At 48.7% G+C, this 18,833-nt stretch carries 15 protein-coding genes; 5 read left to right on the forward strand and 10 right to left on the reverse strand.

Going from position 1 to position 18,833, the window contains the following annotated elements:
* Nucleotides 1-7: 7 nt before the first annotated feature.
* On the reverse strand, nucleotides 8-1,942 hold the full coding sequence (locus J5W02_RS04520) for an oxidoreductase (RefSeq protein WP_219964495.1): 1,935 nt from the start codon (nucleotides 1,940-1,942) through the stop codon (nucleotides 8-10).
* Between the two features lie 186 nt (nucleotides 1,943-2,128).
* Between J5W02_RS04520 and J5W02_RS04525 the strand changes: the two genes are divergently transcribed.
* Complete coding sequence (locus J5W02_RS04525) at nucleotides 2,129-3,649, forward strand: PucR family transcriptional regulator (RefSeq protein WP_219964496.1); 1,521 nt, start codon at nucleotides 2,129-2,131, stop codon at nucleotides 3,647-3,649.
* A 123-nt stretch (nucleotides 3,650-3,772) separates the two neighbouring features.
* Here the strand turns inward: J5W02_RS04525 and J5W02_RS04530 are convergent, their stop codons facing one another.
* The 4 genes from J5W02_RS04530 to J5W02_RS04545 all read right to left on the reverse strand — a co-directional run bounded on the left by J5W02_RS04530 (nucleotide 3,773) and on the right by J5W02_RS04545 (nucleotide 9,157).
* Complete coding sequence (locus J5W02_RS04530; protein WP_219964497.1) at nucleotides 3,773-6,757, reverse strand: hypothetical protein; 2,985 nt, start codon at nucleotides 6,755-6,757, stop codon at nucleotides 3,773-3,775.
* Between the two features lie 117 nt (nucleotides 6,758-6,874).
* Nucleotides 6,875-7,936: an anti-sigma-I factor RsgI family protein gene (locus J5W02_RS04535; protein WP_219964498.1), complete on the reverse strand. Its 1,062-nt coding sequence runs from the start codon at nucleotides 7,934-7,936 to the stop codon at nucleotides 6,875-6,877.
* Nucleotides 7,917-8,417: an RNA polymerase sigma factor gene (locus tag J5W02_RS04540; protein WP_219964499.1), complete on the reverse strand. Its 501-nt coding sequence runs from the start codon at nucleotides 8,415-8,417 to the stop codon at nucleotides 7,917-7,919. The genes J5W02_RS04535 and J5W02_RS04540 overlap by 20 nt, the downstream gene beginning before the upstream one ends.
* Nucleotides 8,418-8,728: 311 nt before the next feature.
* On the reverse strand, nucleotides 8,729-9,157 hold the full coding sequence (locus J5W02_RS04545; protein ID WP_219964500.1) for a phosphatase PAP2 family protein: 429 nt from the start codon (nucleotides 9,155-9,157) through the stop codon (nucleotides 8,729-8,731).
* A gap of 207 nt (nucleotides 9,158-9,364) precedes the next feature.
* Here J5W02_RS04545 and J5W02_RS04550 point away from each other — a divergent pair, with 207 nt between their 5' ends.
* Entirely contained in the window at nucleotides 9,365-9,661 is a 297-nt protein-coding gene (locus tag J5W02_RS04550) for a DUF3892 domain-containing protein (RefSeq protein ID WP_219964501.1), read from the forward strand.
* 81 nt (nucleotides 9,662-9,742) lie between these two features.
* Here J5W02_RS04550 and J5W02_RS04555 read toward each other — a convergent pair whose 3' ends face one another.
* The 4 genes from J5W02_RS04555 to J5W02_RS04570 form a co-directional block, all read right to left on the reverse strand.
* On the reverse strand, nucleotides 9,743-10,873 hold the full coding sequence (locus J5W02_RS04555; RefSeq protein ID WP_219964502.1) for a DUF4317 domain-containing protein: 1,131 nt from the start codon (nucleotides 10,871-10,873) through the stop codon (nucleotides 9,743-9,745).
* Between the two features lie 280 nt (nucleotides 10,874-11,153).
* Entirely contained in the window at nucleotides 11,154-12,695 is a 1,542-nt protein-coding gene (locus J5W02_RS04560; protein ID WP_219964503.1) for a zinc ribbon domain-containing protein, read from the reverse strand.
* A complete protein-coding gene (locus tag J5W02_RS04565; protein WP_219964504.1) occupies nucleotides 12,692-13,417 on the reverse strand; it encodes a PP2C family serine/threonine-protein phosphatase in 726 nt (241 codons plus the stop codon). The genes J5W02_RS04560 and J5W02_RS04565 overlap by 4 nt, the downstream gene beginning before the upstream one ends.
* Entirely contained in the window at nucleotides 13,395-15,122 is a 1,728-nt protein-coding gene (locus tag J5W02_RS04570; protein ID WP_219964505.1) for a [Fe-Fe] hydrogenase large subunit C-terminal domain-containing protein, read from the reverse strand. Before J5W02_RS04570 ends, J5W02_RS04565 begins: the two co-directional genes overlap by 23 nt.
* A 349-nt stretch (nucleotides 15,123-15,471) precedes the next feature.
* On the opposite strand from J5W02_RS04570, the gene J5W02_RS04575 reads away from it, so the two are divergent.
* The 3 genes from J5W02_RS04575 to J5W02_RS04585 all read left to right on the forward strand — a co-directional run bounded on the left by J5W02_RS04575 (nucleotide 15,472) and on the right by J5W02_RS04585 (nucleotide 17,614).
* Nucleotides 15,472-15,723 (forward strand): (2Fe-2S) ferredoxin domain-containing protein, encoded by a 252-nt coding sequence (locus J5W02_RS04575; RefSeq protein ID WP_219964506.1) that lies wholly within the window; start codon nucleotides 15,472-15,474, stop codon nucleotides 15,721-15,723.
* 79 nt (nucleotides 15,724-15,802) lie between these two features.
* Nucleotides 15,803-17,221: a 4Fe-4S dicluster domain-containing protein gene (locus tag J5W02_RS04580; RefSeq protein ID WP_219964507.1), complete on the forward strand. Its 1,419-nt coding sequence runs from the start codon at nucleotides 15,803-15,805 to the stop codon at nucleotides 17,219-17,221.
* An 18-nt stretch (nucleotides 17,222-17,239) separates the two neighbouring features.
* Nucleotides 17,240-17,614 (forward strand): hypothetical protein, encoded by a 375-nt coding sequence (locus J5W02_RS04585; RefSeq protein ID WP_219964508.1) that lies wholly within the window; start codon nucleotides 17,240-17,242, stop codon nucleotides 17,612-17,614.
* A 121-nt stretch (nucleotides 17,615-17,735) separates the two neighbouring features.
* Here the strand turns inward: J5W02_RS04585 and J5W02_RS04590 are convergent, their stop codons facing one another.
* Nucleotides 17,736-18,806, reverse strand: coding sequence for an HD-GYP domain-containing protein (locus J5W02_RS04590; protein ID WP_219964509.1), 1,071 nt, complete (start codon nucleotides 18,804-18,806; stop codon nucleotides 17,736-17,738).
* Nucleotides 18,807-18,833: the final 27 nt, after the last annotated feature.

Here is an 18,833-nt window from a genome sequence, read left to right on the forward strand (position 1 = left end):
CCCTCCTTTAAAACACAAACGCCTTGTCGTTTGCACTATGCATTGCGTTGACAATCGTTCCCGGTTTTTCCGTGTCGCCAACCAACACCACTTTGTCAAACGAAGCTTCCATTTCCTCATACAGAGCGCGGTTCGACCGCACGCCAAGCGCCAGAACAACTACGTCGGCTTTGCGGGTGACTTCAGCGGCGCTGGCCATGACGCCGAGCGTAATCTCTCCGTCCCCGACCGCCTTGATGGCATGACCTGTCAGAATTTCAACCTTATTCTTATTCAGGCGCTCCATAAGGTAGTGCAGAACGCTCGGATAAAGAGTGGTGCCAACGGCGTTCATCATCTCTACCACGGTAACCTGATTATTGGGGCTCAGATATTCGGCTGTTTCCAGACCTGTGACGCCACCGCCGATAACGGCGATGTTTTTCCCGCTGAGTTTTACTTCCCCGGACAGTACCTGTTCCGCCAGAACAGCTTTTTCGACGCCGGGGATTCTGGGAACAATCGGGTTTCCGCCCTGAGCAAGGAATACTCCGCACGCGCCGATTTTCCTGCATTCTTCCACGGTGCCCTGTGTATTCAGGCGCACATCCACGCCCCATTTTTTGAGTTCCGCTTCCTGTGTGTCAATCAGTTCAGCCAATAACTCCTTGTGAGGAGGCACGGAACCGAATTTAATGGTTCCGCCAAGCCTGTCGCTTTTTTCAAACAGCACCGTTTTGAACCCTCTCTTAGCCAGCACCAGCGCGGCCTGCATGCCGCCCGGCCCACCGCCGACGACGGCCACTGTACGCCCGTTACCATCCTTTACAAGTTTGTCGTCACCGTGGGTCAGTTCCCGTCCGAGAATCGGGTTGACCGTGCATTCGATCGGTCTGCCCTGATTGGCCACAAGGAAGCAGTTCATACAGCCAATACATTTGCGGATCAGGACGTCATCCCCGCGTTTTGCCTTATTGGCCCACTCGGCGTCAGCGAGCTGACCGCGCGCGACACCCACAAAATCGGAAACCCCCTCTTCCAGAAGTGCTTCGGCAAAGTCCGGATGTTTGATTGTATTGACGGCGATTACCGGGATTTTCACATTCGCCTTGATATTTTTTGCCAGGTGCTTTTTCCAGCCCTCCGCGAAGCAGGACGGTTCAATAATGGTTGCGCCGGACTCATAGGTTCCGCAGCTCACATTCAGGCAGGCAATCCCCAAGCTTTCGAGGTATCTTGCAATATGAATGCACTCCTTTTCATCGAGGCCGTCCTCAATGAATTCGCTGCCGTCGATACGGACGCAGACCGGGAAATCCGGGCCGCAGGCAAAACTGATGCCGACGATAATCTCGGTGATAAAGCGCATACGATTGAAGAAATCACCGCCGTATTTGTCTGTGCGCTTGTTGGTGTGCGGGCTTAAAAATTGGTTGACCAGATATCCGTGAGCGGCGTGGACTTCCACTCCGTCAAATCCCGCGGTCTTGGCGATCACAGCACCCTTTACAAATTTCTGCGCCATTGCCGTGACTTCCTCCGTGGTGAGCTCCCTTGGCATTTCGCCTATAATCCTGCACATCACCGGAGAGGGGGCAACGATTTGCTTTCCGTGCAGAAGTCTGCCCATTGTCTCATTTCCCGGGTGGTGGAGCTGAAGAAAGATCTTCGTGTCGTACGCGTGCACTGCCTCCGCCAGCCGGACAAGGCGCGGAATGTGCTTGGAATCCGTCGCGCACAGCTGGTTGCTCGTACCGATCCCCGTCTCCTCGTCTATCCGGCAAATTTCGGTGATAATCAGTCCGCATCCGCCCTTTGCCCGGTCAGCGTAATACCGGATAATTTCGTCGGATGCTTCTCCTGTGGAGGATGCGAACCCCGTCCCCATCGCAGGCATGACGATTCTGTTTTTCAGTTCAAGTTTTCCGATTTTCCCTTTTTCAAAAAGCTTGGTGTACTTCATGAAATCAGCCCTTTCTTACTTAAAGTTTGATTTTTTAGCAAAATACTTTTTGCTCCAGCAGGATCTCTGTTAATAATATAACATACCTAACCAGCAAAAGATATGGACTCCCCATACAAAACACTTGCCTTTTTTATGCCTGATGACTAAAATATAATTGAGGTGATGGAATTGCTGTTTAGCAAAATGATTGCGATATTATCCGGAAAATTAAAAATAGACCAACAAATAACTAGTAACAACTCACAAATTTATGAGCTGAAAGAGCTAAATCTCCAGTCCGAACTGAACAACTGCAAAAATGACATTTTGTATTTTGTGCGTGATGCAACCTGTTTGAAAGACGCCGTACCGCAGAATCTTATTTATGTTGAATGTACTTCCGATGAAGTGCGCAAATGTTTTGTCAACTCCGCACAGGTCGAAGCCGACAGTTTTCAGCCCGCCATGGCGTTTGCCTGCGATCTTCTGAACAGAGCTTACCGGATGCAGGCTCTGTATTCGTCCATGCTTCATATGATTCTGGACGGAAAAGGAATTTCCGGTATCCTGAGCGATATTGCCGACAGGGCTGAGAGCTCTATTGTAATGATTGACATGAGCGGCAAAATCATGGCTCACTCGTCCCCTTTCCGGCTTCAGAACCCTCTTTGGACACAGAGCGTAAAACAGGGTTACTGCCCAACGGAATTTATGGAACACATCCGAAAGCTTCGGCAAGAAAAGGGAAAACTGCCGGGTTCCGACCCATATGTCCGCGTCTGCGAAGAGATGCAGCTCTTTTACCTCTGCAGTAAAATTTCAAAAAACGACACACTTTTCGGTTATATCTTTATGATTCAACCAGACAGCGAATTTGGTGCGGACTGCTATGAGATGCTGTCCATCGTCAGCAAAGCGCTGACGGAAACGACGCTGAAGCATCAAAATAAAATCACCCTGCAATCACACCTTTACGGTGAAATGCTGACGGACATGCTAAACGGAATTTCGGAAAAGCAGGCGGAAACCCGCATTCATGTCAGTGAACTCACGTTTCCCAACTATATGCGTGTTCTGACGGTCAAGCCGCTTTATTACCACGGTGAGGTCAGTCTGGCCGCGTCCATACAGCCCCAACTCGAAACGATTTTTCTGGTTGAACAGAGTATTGTCTACCAAAAATCGATTGTGCTGATTATCGGAGTGAAAAAAGACCGGACAATCCCTCCGGAGCAATTGGAACAGCTCCGGGCGCTGTGTGCGCAGAATTACCTTTTGGCCGGTATCAGCAATTCCTTTTCCAATCCGACGAAATTCCCGGAATATTACCGTCAGGCGGAAAAGGCCGTGATTCTCTCGCAGAGAATGGATGCGGACGGTTTTATACACAGCTATGTGGATTATGCTTTTTTTGATATGCTGGATAACCTTCCCGAAGAGCTGCGGCTCATGCGCTACTGCCACCCGGCTCTTCCTCTTCTCAGGGAATATGACCGGCAGAAGGGCACGAAACTGTACGAGACTCTGCGCTCCTTTACGCTTACCGGCTTTAATCAGAACCGAACGGCAGAGCTTCTCTTTCTTCACCGCAACACGCTGAACTACCGTCGGCAAAAGATTATGCAGCTTTGTGGAATTGATCTTGAGGATTCTCAGACTAAATTCCTGCTGAGCTACTCTTTTGCCATTGATCTTTTTCTTGAGAAAAACACCCTGTATTCATGATCGGTATCAATCGCTTCTGCCCTGTGAAAACATAGTTAAAACGGCATGTCGCAATTCGAGTTTGTTCGAAAAGCGGACATGCCGTTTCTTTATGATTTTATTTAGATGAGTCTGGTATTATTCTTATCCTACCGTGGCAACAAAAATCCTTGTACCGTTTACATAGATTCCGGCTGCTGAACCTGCCGCACCGGCGGACGTGATTCTGTAGAGATAATCGTTTCCTGATTTTCCGACATTGGCAAGGCTGAAGGTTGAAGATCCGACAGCAACAGCCGGTGCCGTTGCGGAGGTAATTTTAAAGGTATAGGCGCCTTTCACGGTTACGTCCATCGTTGTATCGGTCGTGAAAGAAGCGCCCTTTACCGTGGCGACAAAAATCCTTGTTCCGTTCACATAGATTCCGGCTGCCAAGCCTGCCGCGCCGGCGGATGTAATTTTGTAGAAATAATCATTGCCGGATTTGGAAACATAGGAAAGCTGGAAAGAAGAGGAACCAACGGTAACGGCCGGAGCCGCCGCCGAGGTAACCCTAAAGGTGTAGGAACCGTTCACAGCCAAATCCATAGTGGTATCGGTTGTGAAAGCAATTCCTTTTACTGTTGCGACAAAGATTTTATTCCCGTTCAGGTAGATCCCTGTTGCGGAACCGGTGGAGCCGACTGCGGTAAGCCGGTAGAAGTATTCATTTCCGTTCTGGGAAGCCAGTACCGCTGTAAACACGCCGTTTGTACCGGTAACAACGGAAGGCGTGGACGATGCTGTTACTTTCATAAGGTAGCTCCCGCCCTTCTCGACCGAGAGAGCGGCATTTGTGTCGGAAACTGCGGTCGGAGTTGGAATGGCGGTGACAGCGCAGCTGGCGGCGCCGTAATCGTCCATTTCATAACCGTCCGCGTCGTAAAGGACTGCGGTCAGGGTCGCTTTGTTTTCCGATGCGAAAACCGGGTCCACATTGTTAACCTTTACGGTTGCGGAAGCGCCGGAGGAAGCGAGTTCAAATATCTCGCTGCTGCCGTCAAGCTCCCAAACAACTTTCGCCCCGCTGGGGATAGAGGTGCCGACCGGATAAGCGCTTGCGGTGAATGTCTCTGAATAGCCCTTGGCAATACTGGAAGATTCTTTATTCATGACAAGACCGGCAAAAGAAAGAGACGCGATTTTAAAAGTATCGATTGAAGTGCCTGTTGTTTTTGCAAGTGTGAATCCAAAGGTGTCGAAATCGTCCTCATCGACGGCATCTGAAGCGGCCTTAAAGACTGTGGTGCCGACCGCAAAGGTTTTGTCGGTCAGCTTCAGTGTGATCCCGTAGATACTGTCGGTTACATAAAGATTTCCGGCCGCAATCCTCATTGTACCGTCCCCGTCAATCGTATCTGCCGTGACCATCCCGTCAAATGTCAGAACGGTGTCGGAGTCCAGGGAAATGGTGTCAATTGTAACAGCGCCGCTGACGGTTGCTGCCGTGTCCTCGCTCTGAGCATCCATCGTTCCGTTTACCGCGTTGGCAGGAGCGGGAATCGTTCCGGTGAAGGCTTTGCTGTCATCACCGACATATACCGTTGTTTCACGGTAATCGAGGTCGATGGCATTCACGTTAACGCTGTCCCCGACGAGTGTGATGGAGCCGTCCGCGCCTGACTTAACACCGGCGGAGGTAATTTTGGATTCCTTAGAAGACATAAAGATGTCCCGGGCGGAAATCTTTCCGGTTACGACCGGAGTATCCGAATCATTCGCGGTAATGGTAACAGTGCCGTTGGCATTGATTGTTCCTGTTGTGCCTGCGTTTACGGTCACGTTGCTGTCCGAATCAACCGTTTCATCGGTAACATCAATATTTCCGACTTTTCCGCCGCCGATCAAAACCGCGTTTCCGTCCGGTGTAACCGGTGCGCCGCTTGTTTTAATATTGCCGACGGTACCGTCCGTAACTTCAACGGTGCCGTTTTTTACATCGATGGAACCGACTTTTGCGTCACTGATTTGGAGATTTCCGACGCTGCCGGAAATTTTCTGCACACTGGTTTTCTCCTCCACATTCACGCTTGCGGTGCCTTGCGGGAATACCACTTCGCTGTCTGTGACATTGGCTGTTCCGGAATTTGCATTGCCGGTCAGCATCGTTTTTCCGTCCGTTCTCTTAATGGTAAAAGCGTTGCTGTCCGGCAGTAAGGTTGCCGCGTCGGCTTTTTTATCAATTTTTGTTTTTAAAGTATAATAGTCGCTGGAACTGGTCGAGGCCTTGTAGGTGGAACCGTCCGCAACCAGCTTCTTCACGGTAACACTTACGTTCATGGTACCGGCGTCCTGTGTATACAGATGGGTTTCGGAAGAAAAGTTTCTACCCACGGTAACGGTCGGGAACTGGGTAAATGCCGAAGCCGTGTCGGAAACCGAAACATGTGCATCACTGCCCGTCACGCTGAGGCTATAGGCGTTTCCATTTGTAATGCCGGAGGTTGCCGCGGTTAAGTCGGCAGCCTCATAAAGTGCCAGCGCGGAATCAGAGCTGGGCTTTGCTTGATAGATCCCGAGCGTTTTTGTGTAGTTGGCGGTTTGGGCAAAGGTTTCAAAATTGGAGAAACCGGTGCCGGGCTCTTTTGCTGTGAAACCTGAATCATATTCGCCGAAAACGATCTGATCCTTGTCGTAAACATATACAGTAAGGTTGTTTCTGGCTTTCACCGTATAATCATTTCCGTCTTCGTCTGTGCAGCTGCCTTCATAAAGAACGGAAATGACCTCTTTGCCGGAAGCCGAGCTGCTTTTCAGCTTCAGGGTCGCCACATCGGTGGAGCTGTCTGTCTTTAACGAAACAAGACTGTCGCCGGAAATATGGGCGATGGCGGTAATTTTTTCGTCGTCGACCGTCTGATGGTCCGTTGTTTCAAAAAGGAAATCACTGCCGCTGTTAAGCAGGAAATCCGTAAGGTTGGCGGTATTTACCGTACCGCCGTTGACAAGATAAATTGCGTCTTGATTGGTGCCGCTGATTGCACCGGTCGTTGACCTGGTAGCCGCCGTGGCAACGACGGATGAAAAGCTGCTGATAATCAGCGCAGAAGAAAGTACAATAGAAAGTACTTTTGCTGTAAATTTTTTCATTCTTCAAATCCTCCTGATTGAGTGTTGTTGGTAAATTAAATGGTAAGTTTGGTAATAATTTTTTCGGAAGCAGGTCGGTTCAATGCCGCAGCCGTGCTCCATGTGAGCTGACTCAGCTTACTGCGGTAACTTGCTGTCGTTGTTGATGGCTGAAGAGGAGGAAGAGGAGCGACTGCCGGTTTCTGTGCTGCCGGAGCTGCTTTGCGTCTGAGAGGATGTAATCCCGTTTTTACTGGAAGCGGGCTGTGAATCTACTTTTTCCGGGTCACCGGATGAATCGGAAACACTGTCTTTGCCCGATTCACCGGAAGAAACCGGGGAATCCTCATCGTCCGTCTCATTGGCTGTATCCTGTGTATTTTTGTCAACGGCTGTGCCGGATGAACTCGGCGCATCTTGGCCGTCCGCTTCGTCGATAGCGGTGTTGTCATCCTCCGGAGCGGAGCTGTTGGCTTTGGCTAACTTTTTCAATTCGTTGATCCTTTTCATAATATCCTTTACTTTGGCATCTTTGTATTCACTGACAGTGACGGAAGGATCAAGCGCCTGCAGCTTTTGTATTAAACTCAGTTTACCCGGAGTAAGGGCGAGCTTTTTAGCTTCGTCCCGTTTTTCCAGCGGAACGTGATCCTTGCTGATCGTTGCGGTCTTACGCTCTGATTGTATTGCCGTTTCTGCACCCTGTGCCGCGGCGTTTTCCAGTTCGATCGCGGTCGAAGCATCGTCGGTTTCAGAGGTCACGGAAATGACCGTTGACCCGTCTTGCGCGACAAAGCCCTTCTGCGCGGCTGACTTCACCAAAGTATGGACAGCGCTTTTGACATCCGCATCCATGATGTTTTGCCCGTTCAGAATCGTTGTTCCGTCGCTGTTATAAGCGGTTGCGGACACGATTCTCCCCAATCCATTTACGCCCAGCTCCACACTGGGGTTAATGTCAAGACTTAAATAGGAAGCCGGAGTTTTATAATAGGCAACCGTGGCCGCAGACATTGCGCACACAAAGAAAACGGTACAGGCGGCAATAACGACCCTTTGCCTCACGGACCGTGCGGACCTGCTTTTGGTTGCAGCGGGCGATGCATTTAAACTGGCAATAAGGTAAGCTTTTGTGTTCCTTTTCAGATCTTCCTTGGCACGGATATGGTTCATAGCGGCCCTAAAAATAGTTTCCATCATCAAAACCTCTCAATTTGTTCTTTAAAATTGCTTTCGCCCTTCGTAGATGTGTGTGAATGGTATTCTGATTTCTGCCAAGAATCGTTGCAATTTCAGGAACGGAATAGTCCTCAAAATAGAAGAGATAAATAACATTTCTATATTTCTGCGGAAGAGATAACACTTCACGCAGTACACCCTCTTCGGATTTATCCTCTATGGGAATTTCTAAATTGTCGATGGAACAAGTATTTTTACGGAAAAAGCTTTTGTGGAAATCCTTGCATTCATTGATCGTAACTCTGCAGAGCCATGCCTTTTCATGCGTGTCGTTTTCAAATGGTTTTTGATACTGCAATAGTTTTAAAAAGACATTTTGAAAAATGTCTTCCACATCCGCTTCATTCTTGAGATACATAAAGCATATTCTTCGAACCATATCGGAATATTTGTCGAGAGCTTCTGTTACAACATCGTTGGTACCGGACGATGTTTTTTCCATTTCATTTCCTCCCTTCATTACTACATACGATTGAAAAGAACAAAAACTTTCAAAATTCGGTAAAGTTTATACAATTTGCATTCCAGTATATAGCACCCCGCTAAAACAGATCTGCTTATTCAGAGCGATTTCCGAGTCAAGAGCAGACGGTTTTGTTAAAAAAAGAGGGAGAAGTGTTTCTCAACACATCTTCCTCATTAAGGATCTTCTCTGGGAGCTGCCTATACCATTTTACCGTCAAATTTAACCCAAGGTCAACTCCAATATTTACCGCTTTCCCTGCTTTCCGGGCCGAACCGCAGGAAACATCATTATAAAAGCCAGAATCCGATGATTCCGATCAAAAGGCTGAACGCAACACCGGCGGCCACGTCCCTGGGAAAATGGATTCCGGCAAGGGGACGAATCACGGAGATCAGCAGCGCAATCACCGACATGGCAAAGCCGGCAGGCGGCCAGATATACCAGCAGGCAACCGCAATAATGGTCACCGACGCGACATGGCGGCTGGGGAAAGATTGCCCTTTCTTTTCGCGGGGAATCAATGGCTCTATCCCCAGTTTTTCATAGGGCCGCGGCAGATTCCAGCGCTTTCGCACAACGGTCACCGTACCGAAAACGGCGGCGGGTATCAGCAGTGCCTTGAAAAACCGCCCGTCTCTCCGGATTGCCAACATCGCCAGCAGAGCGGGATACGCGCAGTAGACAATACGCGGCAGCCAGAGGTTCAGTATCTTCATGACGTTTAACCATCCCGGCCGGAGTAAAAACCATTGTCTGATCTTGTCATATTGTTCTTTTTTCAATAGAAAAATCCTTTCTGCGATTCTCTCACGGTTGATTTCGCGGATAAGTGAGATTGTTCCCACTGTTTGATTGATTCCGTTTCGCCGATAATTTGGGGGCGAATGAGCAAACTAATAAAAATCAGTAAAGGAGGAACTGAAGTGGATCAAGATCAACCGCAAAGCACACTGGCTCTGAACACACTGGACAATATCCCGTCACCCGCACCAAATGCCCGAAAGATCACCGGGCTGGTAAAAGAAAGCGGAAGGATAACCGGTTACCAGCTTTCAGACAGCACGGTTCTGGATAAAGCACAGGCTGTTGAGTTAGCCCGGAAAGGCGAAATTACCGGCGTGGGCATCGCGCACCGGGGCGACACCGAGTATCTCAAGTCGATTCCCGACGGCAGCGACAGCAACAACCTGAGCAACCTTCCCTCAATATCCCGTTCTTAAAAATCATAAACCATCCTATCAGGGCGGCTGTAAAATCAGCCGCCCTGAAATTCGCCATTAGATATACGAAGCGACTCCCGATCAGGAAATCCGAATGCTGACCCCGTTGACCTCCACCCCGTCATCCGCCCGGATCAGGATGTATTTTGAACCGTTAATCACCCTTGTTTCCAACAAATCGCTGCGCTCCGGGTTAACCTGAATGGTCACGTCGGGGGTACGGACCTCGAACTTTTTTGTGTCTACAAGGTTCTGCGGACTGATTGCAACGTCGGCGCCAAACTCATCGTTGAATTTCTCATCAAAGGCATCCATATTGGACTCGGCAACTCCGCAGGATTTCAGGACGGATTTGACCGTACCCTTGGAAATTGCCAGAGGGTCAGCTTCTTTATTGGTTTTGTGTACTTCGATCATTTCGCTCAATTGCCCGTGGACCGATTGCAGGACTTCGTAACTGCAGTCGTCCGCAAGGGCTTCGCCCAGCACGGACTGAAAGGTCTCTTTCTGCGCGGCAGCCGGCATGGGGACGTCGGTCTTAAACACAGCGTCAACAAATTCCGCGTGATTTTCCTTAACATCCCTTGAATAGTAGAGAGCGTTATAAATATTGGGACTGCGGTCGTCAAACGCCGGGAAAAGAAAGCCAAGCTCCGGCGGGGAAACCAGCCAGTCGGCTTTGCGGTTGTGGAACTCATTTTCCACAACATAGTAGCTTAACGCGGGCTGCGTCGGCTTGATTGGGCAGATGCTGCACAGGATATAGGAATACACTTCAGAGGAAGCGTCGTCCTGTTTTTCCCCGTCCTTGGAGCGGTAAAAGACATCATAGGTATCGTGTGTCAGCAGAATCAGATACTGGCCCTCCAAAGCGATGTTCTGAATGACCCGCTCAAAAAACGCCTGTACGGCGTCCTCGTTTTTCAGGGAGGAATTCCTCAGTTCCATAAGCAATTGATGTTCTTCCCCGGCGACAACCTGCTCAGTGGCAAAAGAAAGATCAATCAGATTTTTCCCCAGGGTTCCGGACAGCGTACGCTTGAGAATGGCCAAAAACTTTTCGGATTCTTCCTGTGACATCAGCGCAAGTGATTGGTCGAATTGGGAAACAATTTCCCGCTTGTCATTGACAAAGCAGCCCCGTATATGGGTAATATTACTCTTGTCCTGCCGAAAACGGCGGCGAATTTCAGAAACTTCCTTTTCGTTCATAATAACCTCTTTTAAATATGTAATATCAGTATCGGCTGACTGAGAAAGGGCGGCGGGAAAGATTCTCTGCTCGAACAAATATTATAGCACATGGCTCCGCAGAGTTCCAGCCATTTGAAAAGACCCGACCCGAAAAGAGAAGAATCTCTTGGGTCAGGTCTTATTTAAATAGCTGCACTTGAACGGTTTTCACCGCCTCCGCTCAGCGGAATTGCTCTGCACACGGGTTTCCCCGCGTCTGCGGAAACATGATGCGGCAGCTAATGCACCCGGAATGATTTCACTTCAGGATCAGGTGGACGGATTCCCGAAGATTCGCGGCCTGTGAAAGCTTTTTCCAAACCGCATATTTTTTGGGATCGTAAATATAGGTTCCCCGCAGCCCTTCCAAAAATCGGCTGAGCTCGTCAAACAGGGACGTATCGTCTGCGGCGCCCGGCGGGAGCCGGTATTGGAAGCCAAGAAGCTGGCTGCGGCAAAGGAAACCGTCCTCTTTTTTAATGATCGTAATAGGCACCTTATCCTTGCGGTACCTGTCGAGTTTTTTCGCGAGATTTTCGCTGCCCACCCACTCAAATTCGGTCGCACAGCCACAGTGGATGCACACAAAAAGCTCATCGGTCACCCGGTTGCGCCGGGTTCTGGTTCCGCAGCGCGGACAGGTAAGGAAAAGACTGTTCGCACTTACCTCAATCGGCGGCGGCAGCCCTTTTTCGGGTAATTTATATTTTAAGGTTTTTACCAGTGACGCGTAATCTCTGACAGAAAAACAGTGCTGTGCGTCTTCAGCCGAAACCGGGATTCTGTCGTTGGCTCCGCCGTTTGCCTCCAGTATCACCTGGGAACCATTCTTCACGGCAATTTCCGCTATTCTGTTTGACAGATAAAAAACCGTATTTTGATTCACTGATGCGGAAATAGAATTGTTTTCCAAAACAGCGCCGCCCTCGCCGCAAACCGTATAACTTAATCCTCCCCGCGCATTGCGCGCAACCCCCATGGTTGTAACCGTTTCATCAACGATGCCGGAGCCGCACTCCATATAAATCATTAAGTAATACTTATTGCCTTTTTTAACCAGTCTGGCGGAATGCAGCAGCCGCGGCTGCTGCAGTGCCTGCTTCAGGTCGGCAAGCTGCTTTTTCCCAAAGGCCAGCGGAACAACGATATAGCGCCTCTGTCCGGGAAGATTGTTCATATAATACGATCCTTCACAGACATATTTCAGGCTGAGCCCGCTGTTGCCATATTCGCCGGAAATGCTGTCCTTCCGGTTCAGAAGATATAATTTTGCATAAAAACGGTCTTTAAATTCATCGTACAGCAAGCAGTAATCTCGCTCCCTGGCATAGCGGCCAAAATAGACGGAACGCGGCTTTCCCGCCTTTCCAACCAGTTTAGAACAGCGGTGTTCAAGGCCCTGTGTACCGATGTCTCCCGTGTCGAACAGCCCTATGCATTCCTCCATTGCCAGCGAGTAGCGCGGAGCGTCCAAAAAAGCGAGCGGATACCCGGTTCGCGAGTTTTTCTGCTTTTGGGCAAGATAGGTTGCCGCAGTAGCGGCAAAATCTAATTTTAAGGAATCCTTGAAAGGCTGCACCCCAAACTGATTCAGGCTTTCGGAAGTTTCCTTATCAATCATTTTCAGTATCCGGTGCTGTGGAACAGGCGCTTCTGTTTCGCACAGAATCCCGATTTCCTTCTCGTACCGGTCCAGAAGAAACTGCAGCGCCTGTGAATAACGCAGAAGAGCGGCATCCATCAAATCCCGCTTATGCCTGCTGGGTTTGTAGATCTGCAGCATCAGTGTTTTATAAGTCATAACACAACCTGCCTTGCAACATCCGGCGCCCCTCTTCTACGCAAGGAAGCGGAAGGTTCTATTCGGAAGGCCAGCGCGGATAAATCGCTTTTGGGTCTTCCAAAAGAAAGGGATTCCCCTGCCGCCAGGAGCAGCCGAACCGGTTCTTCCGCCGACATACCGGGATGATAGGCATTCTCCATATAAGTTTGTATGTTCCGCAAGCTCCAGCCATCCTTCAGATTTCTGTCCGCTCCGGCGTTTAGCATACCGCTGCCGACCGCGATCACCGTATCGGCCTGCTTGGCGGTGAGTTCCGTGCTCCGGATTGTTTTTCCCTGCAGTACCCGGCCGGCAGTCTTTATGGTTACCGGCTTTCCGCGCCGGAGAAAAATCACATCGGGTGTTCCAAACTGCTCCACATAGATATGCCCGTCAAAACGCGCAAGAATCAGCGTGAAGCCAATGTTGTTTCCGTTTTCCGCCTGTCGGCCTGACGGCTGGGACTCTACAAGCATGTTGGCAATGTGTGCGACGGACACCCCGCCGCCGCCCATCGTCTCCATCATCCTGACGGCGAAGGATGTAAGAAGGTTTGCTCTTGCCCCGCCGTTTTCCCCGCCGGCAAGGATAGCCGTAACACCCAGTTCATTTCGGATAATTTTCATCCGGTCTTTACAGAATTCTTCCTGAAACTGGGGAATACACGCACTGTAGGTGTCAATTTTTACGATGTTCTTCATCCCCCGTCAGCGGAACGATATTTTCGGTCAGCTGCAGAAGCGCGACTTTGGTTTCGCAGGTTGTTTCTCCCAAAAGATCCGCAATTTCCTGTACGACCCGCATCTGCTTATTCACGATCTCTTTTGCAAAGGCGGCGGTTTTCTCCGTAACCTTACGCTGCTCTTCCAGCACCTGTTCCTGCTGGGTAATATCCTTCAGAAGCACAAACATCAGCTGGTTATTGCTCACATTTACCACTGTCTGTTCCAGAATCACACCCAGTCCGCTGTAAGACTGTTTATGGTTCAGAATGTTTTCCCCGCTCTGCAAAACTTCCTGAAAATCCGCGCTGGGAAGGATGGCGCTGATCGGCTGCCCGACGCACTGTTCGTCAATTTTCAGCAACTTCGCGGCGGAAGGATTGAATTGCTCTATATTGAGTTGATCGTTAATGACCAGAATCCCGGTTGGCGTGTGTTCGACAACCGTATTGGACATACTTTCGGCCAGTTCCCGCATATAGGGAATGCACATATTGATATTTGCTTTTCCCTGCAGAACGGCGATCGCTTTTTCCCGGCAGGTATTGTAGCCGCAGCATCCGCAGTTCAGCTCTTTCTCCGGCGTCGTTTTTCCGGTGGAAGCCAGAACGCTGCGGATTTTTTCTTCATCGATCGTCTCTTTCTTGGCGGAACGGTTTCTGAATTTTTTGGTAAACTGTGACGCTACTCCTTCTGTAAGGGCGGGCGGCGCTTCGTTCATCTGCTTCACATTGTTGACCAGCACATTTTTTGAATTTAAAAAGCTGTGATTCATCAGTTTCAGAATAGGGCCGCCCAGGCATCCCCCGGAACAGGCGTTTAACTCCAAAAAATAGCCGGACAGATGGTCCTGAACAATAGAATCCAGAATTTCAATGCAGCGGTCCACACCGTCGACACTCAGGCACTCATAGGTGCCGCGCTCTTTTTGCCGCAGATTCTTGATGATCCCCCCCGGCGCGGGATAATAACGGGGCAGGGTATTTTTTAAGGTGCGGCTGTTCTGGTCGCGCCGGGAGAGATCTACTTTCTCTTCATGGAACCATTTCTCCAGTTCGTCAAAGGTGAGCACGGAAAATAAGAGATTGCCGTTGTCGGGGTCGGCACACTCATATTTCTTGGAAATACAAGGCCCGATAAAAACAATTTTTGCCCGAACGCCGTAAATCTGTTTAATCATGCGCGCATGCGCAATCAACGGAGTCACTACCGGCGCAAGCTGCGGGATCAGCGAAGGATAGTTCTTTTCTACAAGCAGATTTACCGAGGGACAGGAGGTGGTAATGATGTTCTGCATTTTATGTTCCCGAATCAGCTTTTCATACTCACGGGTAACTTGTTCCGCGCCGATAGCCGTTTCCTCCACATGGGTAAATCCCAGCTTTTTCAGCGCCGCGGATATTTTTGTAATACCGGTCTGCGGAAAAGCCGCAATATAGGACGGGGCCAGAGAAACATAAAGTTTCTCCCCCGCACGGATCGCCTGTTTTACCTTAAAAAGATCGCTGTTGATATATTTTGCGTTCTGCGGACAAATCAGCAGGCAATTCCCGCAATAAATACATTCGTCGCCAATAATGTGAATCTGTTCATTGCGGTATGCAATCGATTTTACCGGACAATTGCGAATGCACTTATAGCAGTTTTTACAATCAGATTTATTTAAACCAATAATTTCTTCCATTCAAAATACTCCAAATTAATGAACCCAATTAATATTGTTTTATCCTACCATAAATCAAATCAAAAAACAACGCTGCCGGTACTTGTTTTCATTTATTGTATTATAAATATGGTTTTTAAATACAAAGTGTCTTTTTGTTAAAATATTAACTTATCGAATGCGTAAATTCCACTGTTCATGGGACTTTACACTGTTTACGGTCTGTTTCGGGTCCGGATAAAGCTGCCGAAATCCTCCTGAAAATCCGGATTTCATTGACGATTTGCTTTTGACGTGTTAATTTTACTTTGCTATTAAGAAGTGATTTTCGCAGCATAGAAAATTACAGGAAAAGGATTGGTGTGTTTTTATGGTGATTGAAGTATATATTGGAAAAACGTTGCGGTTAACGTCCTTCGATGTGTTAAAGGACTTTCAAAGGCTGATCAAACAGAATCATCTGGAAAACAAAGTTTCACTGAGCGCTTCCCTTTGCGTCGGTGATTTTGCCCAATCAGGAGTACCGGTGAAAATAGGAGAAGCTTTTACCGACTTTGTTTCAAAAGATAACCTGGAGCATGTGTTTGGGAAATATGTCCTGCAGGCAGTGGGTTCCTGCTGAAACAGAAACCGAAAGGTTTCCGATACAGTCTGATTCTATTCCCCCATCATGAGGGGTTGATTTGTGGAGGGTGTGTGAATTGCTGGTTTTTGATTCCAATGTACAGGAACTGAAATACAGAGTACTGAAAGAGGTGGTTCGGCTTTCCGAAAAAAATGAGCTGACCACAAAACTGTATGATATCCCGCGAACGATTGTACCCGGCCCGAAGGCTACTATGAGATGCTGTATTTACCGGGAAAGGGCAATTGTGGAGGAACGCGTAAAAATGGCGATGGGTGGAAACCCAGACAACAAAAACGTTGTCGAGGTGATTGACATTGCCTGTGAAGAATGTCCCAGCAAACGGTTTCTTGTTACGGAAACCTGCCAGGGCTGCATTGCGCACCGCTGCCAGGCCGCGTGTCCGGCAAAGGCAATTACCTTCGTGAACCATAAAGCGGTCATCGACCCGGACAAGTGCAAGGGATGCGGCCAGTGCATGCGGGCCTGCCCCTACCATGCGATTACAGAGCAGGAACGGCCGTGCATCAATGCCTGCAAAGCGAAAGCAATCTTTTTGGATGAGCAGAACAAAGCGGATATTGACCCGGATAAATGCATTCGCTGCGGGGCATGTGTCCGTCAGTGTCCTTTCGGTGCCATAGTGGATAAGTCATATGTTCTGAATGTCATGCAGATGATTAGAGACTCCAATCACGGAAAGAACTACAGGGTTTACGCCGCCGTTGCGCCCGCAATCGCAAGCCAATTCTCTTACGCCAAAATCGGGCAGATTGTTTCAGGCCTGCATCAAATCGGTTTTCACAAAGTGGTGGAAGCCGCCCTTGGCGCGGACATCACTGCGCGGAAAGAAGCGGAGGAACTGGCTGAGAAAGAGTTTCTGACGACCTCCTGCTGCCCCGCATTCGTTCAGTATATTAAGACAAACTTCCCTGAATTGGAACAAAACATTTCCGGCAACGTTTCTCCGATGGTGGAAACAGCCCGATTGATTAAAATGATTGACAAAACGGCGAAAGTGGTATTTATCGGCCCCTGCATCGCGAAGAAAATGGAATTTCAGAAGGAAGAACTGCACGGGATCGTCGACTCCGTCATTACTTTTGAAGAACTGCAGGCCATATTCGGCGGTTTGAATATTCAGCCGGAGGAACTGGAAGAAAAGAAGCTGAACGACGCTTCTTACTTCGGCAGAATTTTTGCCAGAAACGGCGGAGTAACGGAAGCGGTATTCAACGTCCTGCAGCAAGAAAATTCTGATTTTCAGGTAGACCCGGTCATTTGCGACGGACTGGAAGAATGCCGCGCCGCACTGCTCAAGGCTTCTAAGGGAAAGCTGGCTGAAAACTTTATAGAGGGTATGGCCTGTGTCGGCGGATGTGCCGGCGGAGCCGCCTGCCTCAGCTTAAACCACGCGATGAAAAATAGAATGAGCATTGATAATTTTGCAAAACAGGCACACACCGGAATCAATGAATCCGTACCTGTCAGATAATATAGGAGGCTTGTGATTATGTTGGATTGTAAATTGTGTAATTACTATCAATCGGTTTCGGGACGGGATTTCCGCGGAATGGATCTGGGGATCTGCGAGTTCACCGATATGCTGTTTGTAGAAGATACCGACAATATGATGGGAGAATATCCCTGCAGAAAGATAGAATACAACGATTATCTCCGCAAAAAATCAGCGGCCAGCATCGATACCGTCGCTGCAGCGAAATTAGTGGACGCGGAACTGTTTCATGAACTGAAGCAGTGCGGAGTTTCGATGATAAAATTTCCGGAAGGAATCATTAAAAAATGTTTTGAGAACCAGCTGGAAAAGAAGAGCCGGGAAATGCACCGCGAAGTACAAGTAAACTTACTTGAAACTAGAAACGCATAAAGTCGGATGTCTCCTCATTCGAACTGTTTGTGGCGATTCTGTTTTAAATAATTGCTAGGTGACAAAAAGGTTTGAATTCTGTATAACACAGGACTCAAACCTTTTTGTCTTTATCGTAATTTTAAATTTTCACTACGCCCGTTATCGTAAGATTTGCTAAATTCCTATTATTCTTAAGGTCTAAGTACATCGGTTTGTTTTCGTTGCTGCACACGACTTTGACTTTTGGCCTCAGCACGCAGTCTTCATAGTTTTCAACAACAATGGCAGTAAGGCCATTGTTCAGCAGTACACAGGTTCCAAGCGGAAATGCGGCGACTTTTCTGGTGAACAGTTGGATCAGTTCCGGGTCAAACAGCGTTCCAGCGCCTCCCATCAGATATTCCATCACCTCCGAAGGCATCATTGCCGGTCGATACGGACGGTCGGATGTCATAGCGTCGAAGACATCCGCAATGGAAATAATACGGCTGAATCGATTGATACCGTCCCCTGACAGCCCGGCCGGATAACCGCTCCCGTCCATGCGTTCGTGATGCTGCAAAATGCCAATAAGGCCTAACAGCGGCAAATCCAGATTTGCGCGGGTAAGGTATTCATATCCCAGGTCAGGATGCTTTTTGACCTCTTCATACTCTTCGGGAGTTAACGAATCCGTTTTATCAATAATACCTTTGCTGACAAACACCTTGCCGATATCATGCAGCAAAGCGCCCAGCCCAAGTTTAAAAAGATCTGTTTCATTCAAGCCAAGCGTCACCCCCATCACAATGGAAAGAACGCCGACATTGACGGAATGGAAATAGGTGTAGTTGTCATAGGATTTCAAATCGATCATATTGACCATGATGTTCTGGTTCAAAATAATTTCTTCCACTATATCCTGCACAATCACTTTTGCATTATCGGCCATGATCTGGTTGAATCCGGTGGTCAGGGTTTGATTATACATATCCTTGACTGCTGTGACCGCCGAATTTCTCAGCTGGTCGTTAATAACGGTCTTGATCTCAATCTCGTCCGACAGCTTGTCGGAAATGTAGACACCCTGAAACCCATTATGCGCTATATGAGAAATATACGACGGTTTCAGGGGCTGTCCCTGCTGCAATAGCAGGCTGCCGTCGTTTCCGTATAAATTTTTTGCCAGCACCATGCCTTCACGAAGACAAAGAGTCGGGACATATCGCATAAAGCATCCTCCCAAAGATGTTAATCA

Source organism: Caproiciproducens faecalis (assembly GCF_019448085.1).
In the GTDB taxonomy this organism is placed as follows: Bacteria; Bacillota; Clostridia; order Oscillospirales; family Acutalibacteraceae; genus Caproiciproducens; species Caproiciproducens faecalis.